We start from the raw sequence: 8290 nt of genomic DNA on the forward strand, positions 1-8290 counted from the left end.
GATGAGCACTCCCGTAGATCTCTCGACCACCCTCGGAAATGCGTGGTTTCCATCACCGGTTTTCACTGCAAGCGGATGCGCCAGTAGCGGTAAAGAATTAGCGCAGTTCTTTCCACTCAAAGAAATCGGAGCGGTTGTCACAAAATCCGTGATGAATAAGCCTCGCCACGGTCGTCCAACCCCGCGTATGGCCGAGACGCCATCAGGAATGCTCAATTCCATTGGATTACAAGGACCTGGAATCGATGCATTTCTGGCAAACGATGTGCCATGGCTCCTAGCTCAAGGGTCGAGAGTTATTGTTTCCATTGCAGGTGAGACCGCTGATGAATACGCAGTACTTGCTCGCAAGATTCGCTCGACATCTGGTATCTCTGCGGTTGAAGTGAATATTTCATGTCCTAATGTTGAAAATCGCGGGCTGGTTTTTGCCACTGATTGCGATACAGCTTCACGAGTTGTAGAAGGTGTTCGCAAAGTTATCGGGGGAGAGATCCCAATTCTCGCCAAGCTCACACCTGATGTCACCAACATCGCAGATGTTGCTCGAGCAGTTGCAGATGCAGGTGCCGATGGAGTTGCCCTAATTAATACTGTTCTCGGTATGGTGATTAACATCGACACTATGAAGCCCCATCTTGGTGGCAAGACCGGTGGATTGTCAGGTCCTGCCATCAGACCTGTTGCCGTACGTGCAATTTATCAAGTTCATGAAGCGCTCCCGAATCTGCCAATTCTTGGTATGGGTGGCGTTTCAACTGGGCGTGACGCGCTGGAAATGATTCTCGCTGGAGCTTCTGGAGTTTCAGTGGGTACTGCAAGCTTTGGCAATCCGACCGCGCTCATCTCAATCCAAAATGAACTTCGCGAGCTGCTTACACAGCGTGGTTTCACTTCGCTGCAACAAGCGGTCGGCTACGCACATCGATAAAGGAGTCACCATGTCAGCGCCCATCATTCTCGCAGTCGATACTCGAGATTTCGATACAGCTCAGAAGTGGATTGAAGCGACTCGTGAGAGCGTGACTGTTTACAAACTCGGATTGGAATTCTTTCTTACCTTTGGCGCCGAAGGTGTCAATAAGATCAAAGAAGATTTCGACATCGATATCTTTTTAGATCTTAAACTCCACGATATTCCCAATACGGTTGGTATGGCAGCCACTGCAGTTGGCAATATCAACCCACGCTTTCTCACCGTGCATGCTTCAGGTGGTTCTTCAATGATTAAGGCAGCAGTAGATGCCGTTCCTCATATCGATATCACTGCCGTCACGATTCTTACCTCTTTGTCCGAGGAGGATCTCTTCGCGATTGGATACGCGAATCCTGCGTTAGAGAGCGCAGTCGCACTTGCAGATTTAGCGGTCAGAGCAGGCGCCAGGGCAATAGTCTCCTCACCGTTAGAAATTTCAGCGATTCGAAATGCGGTGGGAAGCGAACCCATCATTATTACACCCGGGGTTCGTCCACAGGGTATGGCGGGAGGCGATGATCAAGTGCGCACGATGACTCCGCAAGCCGCAATCTCAGCGGGTGCAAATTTCGTAGTAATTGGACGCCCTATTACTGGAGCTTGGAGCAAGGGAGCTGTTGCTATGCGCGATGCCGCTCGCGCTATAGCTGCAGAAATCACCGGTTAGAATTATCGATATGCAACAACCTCCTCAGCTGACATCTGAGGAACGAGCGCGTGCTCTTGAGGTTGCGAAAGCTTCTCGTCGTGAACGTGCCGCTGCAAAAGCAGCCATTCATAAGGGAACGCTCTCTTTATCAGAATTTTTGGAGCTCGCTGCAAGCAATGACGTCTTGGCGAAGATGCGAGTAATCGAATTGCTGGAATCTATGCCGGGGTATGGCAAGATTCGTGCCCAAGCGTTGATGGATAAGTTTGCAATCTCTCCTACGCGTCGAGTAAAAGGTCTAGGTCGCCATCAACGAGTGGCACTGTTAAAGGAGTTCGACATTCCATCTTCACATCCTCGCGGGCGACTTCTCGTTCTCTCGGGACCTGGGGGAGTAGGCAAAAGCACAGTCGCCAAGGCGCTGCGCGATCACCCGGGATTTTGGGTCAGTGTCTCTGCGACAACACGAGCACCTCGCTTCAATGAAGTACATGGCGTCGACTATTTCTACTACAGCAATGAAGAGTTTGATCAAGCGATCGCACAAGATGAGTTTCTCGAGTGGGCAGAATTTGCAGGTAATCGCTACGGAACGCCCCGCAAAGCAGTCGAAGAAGCACTCGCATCAGGAACCCATGTTCTCCTCGAAATTGAGATTGCTGGAGCTCGCCAGGTTCGCGCACATTCATCCGAAGCAGTATTGGTCTTTCTCGAGCCGCCATCATGGGAAGAGCTCGTGAGCCGCCTTGAAGGCAGAGGAACTGATTCTCCAGAGAGGCGCGCTGCCCGCTTGGCATTGGCCCAAGAGGAGCTAGCTGCAGCCTCATTCTTCGACTCGGTCATCGTTAATACTCAGGTACAAGAGGTCGTTCAAGCCCTGATAAGATTGGCAGCCTCGTAAGACGAGCACAACCAGTTGAACCCTATTGAAGGAGTACCCATGAGCGGACACGTCGACGGCATTACCAATCCACCAATCGACGAACTTCTCGATAAGAGCGGTTCAAAGTACGCACTAGTTCTCTATGCAGCAAAGCGTGCGCGCCAGATCAATGCATACTATTCACAACTCAACGAAGGTCTTCTCGAATACGTGGGTCCACTGGTGGATACATATGTTCACGAGAAGCCACTTTCGATTGCGCTCCGTGAAATTAACGAAGGTCTCTTGACCATCGAAAATCTTGAGACTAACGCTTAATCCTTTTTACACGTAAAAGCCATGGCCGCCCCAACTCGCGAGATTATTCTCGGAGTCGGAGGCGGCATCGCTGCTTATAAGGCATGTGATCTCCTGCGCCGCCTGCAGGATTCAGGCTTTGCGATCACCGTGGTTCCCACACCTGCTAGTCTGAATTTTGTAGGCAAGGCAACATGGGAGGCCCTCTCTGGTCGCCTCGTAACAACGGATGTCTTTGAATCCGTCGAACAAGTTCGTCACGTATCGTTGGCAAAAGTTGCCGAAGCAATCGTGATTGCTCCTGCAACTGCAGACTTGATTGCGCGCATCGCTGCAGGTCGCGCTGATGATCTACTCACGAATCTCGTTCTCGCGAGTGAAGCTCCCATTTTGGTAGTGCCGGCCATGCACCCAGCGATGTGGTTCAACGAAGCAACTCAATCCAATGTGCGCACACTTCGATCTCGTGGCATTGATGTGATGGAACCGGCAGAAGGTGCATTGACAAGCGGCGATACGGGCAAGGGTCGATTTCCTGAGACTTCGGAAATCATTGATCGTTTCACCAAAAGGACTTTGGTGAAACAGGACTTAATTGGAAAGAGAGTTCTTGTCTCTGCGGGAGGAACCCGCGAAGCAATCGATCCTGTTAGATTCATAGGCAATCGTTCCACCGGCAAACAGGGGATTGCAATCGCTGAAGAAGCTCTCGCTCGCGGTGCGCAAGTCACCTTAATCATTGCAAACTCAACAATCGAGGCACATCCAGGTATTCTTCGTATCGATGTTGAGAGCGTCAACGAAATGTCGAAGGCGCTATCAGACCATTTCATGCAGAGTGATTTTCTCTTTATGGCAGCTGCAATCTCCGATGCACGTCCTGTAGGTGTTGCAACTGAAAAGATCAAGAAGAGTGATTACACATCAATCAATCTCGTTGAAAATCCTGATGTATTGGCAACGCTAGCTGCAAATAGATCGCACCAATTTATTACTGCATTTGCCGCCGAGACTGATAGCGATTCAGTGAATGCAGCTCAGCAGAAGATGTCCCGTAAAGGTGCTGATGTGATTTATCTCAATAATGTGTCGGATGGTGCAATCTTTGGGGCGAGCCATACCTCGGGTTTGCTCATTAATTCGACAGGAATTGTCGAGACTTTCACGGATGTAACAAAGAAAGAGTTGGCACACGCACTTGTTAATCACTCCATCAATCACGCTCTTAAGTTAGGCTAACCCAATGTCCAAGCGCCTCTTCACATCCGAATCAGTAACCGAAGGTCACCCAGATAAGATCGCAGATCAGATCTCGGATGCGATTCTGGATTCACTCCTGACCCAAGACCCAACAAGCCGTGTAGCCGTAGAAACTCTCATCACAACAGGCCAGGTTCATGTTGCTGGTGAAGTAACAACATCAGGTTATGCGGATGTAATGGGAATTGTTCGCGATACCGTTATCGGAATCGGATACGACTCATCAGTCAAGGGCTTTGACGGAAATAGCTGTGGAGTTTCAATCTCTATCGGCCAGCAATCACCAGATATTGCACAAGGAGTCGACGATGCTTTCGAGCACCGCGTTGCCTCTGCTAGCGATCCGCTTGATCTTCAAGGAGCAGGCGACCAGGGACTTATGTTCGGATACGCATGCGATGACACCAAAGAACTCATGCCACTGCCAATCTACTTGGCACATCAGCTCTCACAACAGCTCTCATTGGTACGTAAGTCAGGGCAGCTTCCCTACCTCCGTCCTGACGGCAAAACACAGGTCACTATCGAGTACGACGGTGATCGCGCTGTAGCAATCGATACAGTGGTTATCTCAAGTCAGCATGCTGAAGAGGTTGATGTAGCAAAGCAATTGACTCCAGAGATTATCAAGTACGTTATCGATCCAATCCTCGAGAAGATTGATCTTCCTCGTACAGATCTTCGCACTCTCATCAACCCAACGGGTCGCTTTGTTGTGGGTGGTCCTATGGGTGATGCCGGACTTACTGGCCGAAAGATTATTGTCGATACATATGGAGGAATGGCTCGCCACGGAGGCGGAGCATTCTCAGGTAAGGATCCATCAAAAGTCGACCGCTCAGCTGCTTATGCGATGCGCTGGGTAGCAAAGAACGTTGTTGCAGCCGGCCTTGCTCGTCGTTGTGAGGTTCAAGTTGCTTACGCAATTGGTAAGGCACAGCCAGTGGGTGTCTTCGTAGAAACTTTCGGTACAGAAACTGTTTCGGTTACCAAGATTCAAGAGGCAGTTACAGCAGTCTTTGATCTCCGTCCAGCTGCAATTATCCGAGATCTCAATCTCTTGCGCCCTATTTACTCTCAGACAGCGTCTTATGGACACTTTGGCCGCGAGCTTGCAGATTTCACATGGGAGAAGACAGACCGCGTCGCTGCGTTGCAGGCAGCGGTACAGTAATTTTTTAGCCGAAAGAATTCAGATGGTAAGAGGTGGGCTCAAGCTCAAGCGAGAGCTCGCCACAGTTGCACCAGTCAAGCCAAGCGGGCCATATACCGTTGCGGATGTATGGGTTGATGCATCGGTCTATCACCTCGATATGCCCTTCTCTTATCTCATTCCGGGCAACTTATCTTCGTCTCTGCACCTAGGTTCTATAGTCTCGGTACCTTTTCATGGGCGAGATGTAATTGGAGTGGTAGTTGAACTTCGTTCTCCTGACTCTCTCAGCGGATTGAAGAGCGTTATCAAGGTTATTGGCACTATTCCTCTGCTGAATCGAGAGACACTTGAACTGATTGCTCAAGCCGCTCGCAGGTATGCAGCACACCCTTTTGATCTAATCCGGTCGGCTATTCCTGATCGTGTCGTAAAGGTTGAAAGCCAGTTCACATTCATGGAAAACCAATCTGCACCTCCAGCAGAACCTGGAAAACAAACTTATCTACAGCTGCCAGCAGGACATGATCGCGATCTCCTTATTGCGAAGAAGGTAGCTGAGCTTTCAGCAGTGGGTTCGATACTTGTTATCTTGCCTGATACTCGCCAAGTGGAGAGAGTGCATGCATATCTAGAGCAACTCGCAATCGAACATGCAGTCCTGGATTCGCAGCTTCCGAAGAGCGAGCACTACTCGAACTTTCTCAAAGTCAGAACCGGAATGAGCTCAGTCGTCATCGGAACTCGTTCTGCTGTCTTTGCACCGGTTCATGCACTGAAGTCGCTGGTGATATATAACGAGGGTTCGGAATATCTTTACGAGCAACGTACTCCAGGATGGAATGCACGTGACATAGCTCTACTGCGCAAACAGAATCAGAACATCGACTTGTATTTCATAGGATATTCACCGAGCTCTGAAGTCGCACGATATATCGATGAAGATTGGGTTGAATTCAAGAAGACGAAGTCTAAGGTCAAGGTCACCGTGACTCCACAAGTTCATGGAGAGTTACTTCCATCTCGAGCTATACCGCTTATCAGGAAGGCACTTTTAGCTGGACCCATTCTCTTCGTAGTCCCCACTAAGGGATATGCGCAAGCAATACGATGCAGTAAATGTCGCACGATTTCTCGCTGCCAATGCGGCGGAGCCCACTTTAAAAGCTCTGCCACATCGCCTATTTCGTGCAGCCACTGTCTCACGGAGATTTCTCATTGGAAGTGCACTTGGTGCAACCATGTTATTCCCTCCCTAGCCTCTCGTGGAATCGAGCGCCACCAGCATGAAATAGGAGTTCTCTTCCCGGGGACACCAACTCTGCTCTCTTCTGCTGATCATCCAATTACAGAAGTGATTGATCACGGAATAGTGATTGCAACCCCCGGAATGGCGCCAAAGACCCTTTCCGGCTACAAGTCGGTTGTAATTCTCGAGGGAAATCGTTTCCTTAGTCAACCTGATATGCGCGCTAATGAACGAGTTCGTGAGATGTATTTTGCGCATGCAGCGCTTGCTGAAACAGATGGCACTGTGATCTTGGTTCAAGACGAAGACCATTCCATTGCAACGGCGCTCACTACTTGGAATCCATCAATGGCAATTCATCGAGACCTGGAAGAGCGTCAATCGCTCAAGCTTCCACCATATGCAAGAGCGGCAATATTGGTGATGGAGACAGTTGAAATTACTCGCTTGAAGGGCGCGCTTGAAAGTGCGCGAAGAGAAGGTCGGATTCCACCTGACACTTCTTTGCTCGGCCCAATTGCACATGGCGATAAATCTGCTCTCATTCTCACCGTAGATGTTGCACATGGTGAGGAGTTGGTCTCCACACTGCATGAATTTATGCGACGCAGGAGCACATCCAAGAAGAGTATGCCTTCACTTCGAATTGACCCGTATTCACTCTCTCGTTAGATAGACTTAGACCATGTCAATCAAAGAGATTCGCCATTTTGGTGATCCGGTTCTGGTTACTCCAGCAGCCCCAGTTGTTGATTACGATAAAGAGCTCCGGACTCTCGTAAAAGATCTGACAGAGACAATGCTCAATGCACCTGGTGCGGGGCTCGCAGCACCTCAGATCGGCGTTCCTCTCCGTGTTTTCGTCTGGGATGTCGACGGAACATTGGGACATCTGATTAACCCATCGCTTGATCTCAGTAGCGAGATGCAAGAAGGCGATGAAGGCTGTTTGAGTTTTCCTGACCTTGTCTACCCGACTCCACGATCTCTCCGCGCAGTCGCAAAAGGTTTCAATATGCATGGTGAACCATTGGTTGTTGAGGGAACTGAACTTCTAGCTCGAGCGTTGCAGCACGAGACCGATCACCTCGATGGCATTCTCTTTATTGATCGCTTAAGTGCTGAAGATAGAAAACTTGCGATGAAAGAAATCCGTGAGTCTGAATGGTTTGGTCTCGCTACTGAACAAGGACTCAACCCTCAGATTAAAGTTAGCCCACACTCACCATTTGGTAAAAGCCTTTAATGCGCGTTGCTGTCGCCGCATCACCCGCGCTAGCCATTCCGACTCTTGAAGCGCTTCTCGCAAGCTCTCACGAGTTAGTTGCTGTTATATCCCAGCCGGATAGACCAGCAGGTCGTGGAAAGGTACTTACACCTACACCAGTCTCTGAATGGGCTCTCGCACATCAAGTGCCTCTACTTCGCCCGGATTCAAAGGAAGAGGTTGCTACCGCCGTGGAAGGCGTTGAATGTGTGGTCACAATTGGCTACGGAGTACTCATACCTGAATCAATTCTCGCCATTCCTCGTCATGGATTTCTCAATCTCCATTTCTCGCTGCTACCTCGATGGCGTGGTGCTGCACCAGTACAGCGTTCCATCGAAGCTGGCGATGCTGTCACTGGCATCACTGTCTTTCAATTAGATGCGGGTATGGATACAGGTCCGATTTACACGGTGCATCGTTTCGCGTTGGATAACGACATCACGAGCGACGAGTTATTTGTTGAACTAGGCGACCTGGGTGTGGGTGCTGTGTTGGAGACTCTTGCGAAGATTGAACGCGGAGAAAGACCTCAACCGCAATCCTCGATAGGAGC

9 protein-coding genes are annotated in these 8290 nt (G+C 49.9%); all 9 read left to right on the forward strand.

The genetic code is table 11. The features are described 5' to 3' along the window. The first annotated feature begins 1 nt into the window (after nt 1). Nucleotides 2-931 carry a dihydroorotate dehydrogenase gene (locus ACKOVI_RS04125; RefSeq protein ID WP_509602777.1) on the forward strand — a complete coding sequence of 310 codons (930 nt, stop codon included), beginning with the start codon at nt 2-4 and terminating at the stop codon, nt 929-931. A gap of 10 nt (nt 932-941) precedes the next feature. Beyond that, complete coding sequence (gene pyrF / locus ACKOVI_RS04130) at nt 942-1643, forward strand: orotidine-5'-phosphate decarboxylase (RefSeq protein WP_509602778.1); 702 nt, start codon at nt 942-944, stop codon at nt 1641-1643. A 10-nt stretch (nt 1644-1653) separates the two neighbouring features. Continuing rightward, nucleotides 1654-2526 carry a guanylate kinase gene (gmk, locus tag ACKOVI_RS04135; protein WP_509602779.1) on the forward strand — a complete coding sequence of 291 codons (873 nt, stop codon included), beginning with the start codon at nt 1654-1656 and terminating at the stop codon, nt 2524-2526. A gap of 39 nt (nt 2527-2565) precedes the next feature. Beyond that, a complete protein-coding gene (rpoZ, locus tag ACKOVI_RS04140) occupies nt 2566-2826 on the forward strand; it encodes a DNA-directed RNA polymerase subunit omega (protein ID WP_509602780.1) in 261 nt (86 codons plus the stop codon). Nucleotides 2827-2847: 21 nt separating this feature from the next. Beyond that, nucleotides 2848-4044: a bifunctional phosphopantothenoylcysteine decarboxylase/phosphopantothenate--cysteine ligase CoaBC gene (gene coaBC / locus ACKOVI_RS04145; protein WP_509602781.1), complete on the forward strand. Its 1197-nt coding sequence runs from the start codon at nt 2848-2850 to the stop codon at nt 4042-4044. Nucleotides 4045-4048: 4 nt separating this feature from the next. Then, complete coding sequence (gene metK / locus ACKOVI_RS04150) at nt 4049-5239, forward strand: methionine adenosyltransferase (RefSeq protein ID WP_509602782.1); 1191 nt, start codon at nt 4049-4051, stop codon at nt 5237-5239. 22 nt (nt 5240-5261) lie between these two features. Further along, the gene (locus ACKOVI_RS04155) at nt 5262-7139 is read left to right on the forward strand and encodes a primosomal protein N' family DNA-binding protein (RefSeq protein ID WP_509602783.1); all 1878 of its coding nucleotides are present in this window, start codon (nt 5262-5264) and stop codon (nt 7137-7139) included. 13 nt (nt 7140-7152) lie between these two features. Next, on the forward strand, nt 7153-7713 hold the full coding sequence (def, locus tag ACKOVI_RS04160) for a peptide deformylase (RefSeq protein WP_509602784.1): 561 nt from the start codon (nt 7153-7155) through the stop codon (nt 7711-7713). Then, nucleotides 7713-8290, forward strand: a 578-nt coding sequence (locus tag ACKOVI_RS04165) for a methionyl-tRNA formyltransferase (RefSeq protein ID WP_509602785.1), incomplete at its 3' end; no start/stop codon positions are given. The genes def and ACKOVI_RS04165, both read left to right, overlap by 1 nt.

The organism is Candidatus Planktophila sp. (genome assembly GCF_046070465.1).
Lineage (GTDB): Bacteria > Actinomycetota > Actinomycetes > Nanopelagicales > Nanopelagicaceae > Planktophila.

Coding starts and splice junctions, on each gene's coding strand:
- ACKOVI_RS04155 (WP_509602783.1), top strand. CDS start 5,262: ATGGTAAGAGGTGGGCTCAAGCTCAAGCGAGAGCTCGCCACAGTTGCA.
- pyrF (WP_509602778.1), top strand. CDS start 942: ATGTCAGCGCCCATCATTCTCGCAGTCGATACTCGAGATTTCGATACA.
- def (WP_509602784.1), top strand. CDS start 7,153: ATGTCAATCAAAGAGATTCGCCATTTTGGTGATCCGGTTCTGGTTACT.
- gmk (WP_509602779.1), top strand. CDS start 1,654: ATGCAACAACCTCCTCAGCTGACATCTGAGGAACGAGCGCGTGCTCTT.
- metK (WP_509602782.1), top strand. CDS start 4,049: ATGTCCAAGCGCCTCTTCACATCCGAATCAGTAACCGAAGGTCACCCA.
- coaBC (WP_509602781.1), top strand. CDS start 2,848: ATGGCCGCCCCAACTCGCGAGATTATTCTCGGAGTCGGAGGCGGCATC.
- ACKOVI_RS04125 (WP_509602777.1), top strand. CDS start 2: ATGAGCACTCCCGTAGATCTCTCGACCACCCTCGGAAATGCGTGGTTT.
- rpoZ (WP_509602780.1), top strand. CDS start 2,566: ATGAGCGGACACGTCGACGGCATTACCAATCCACCAATCGACGAACTT.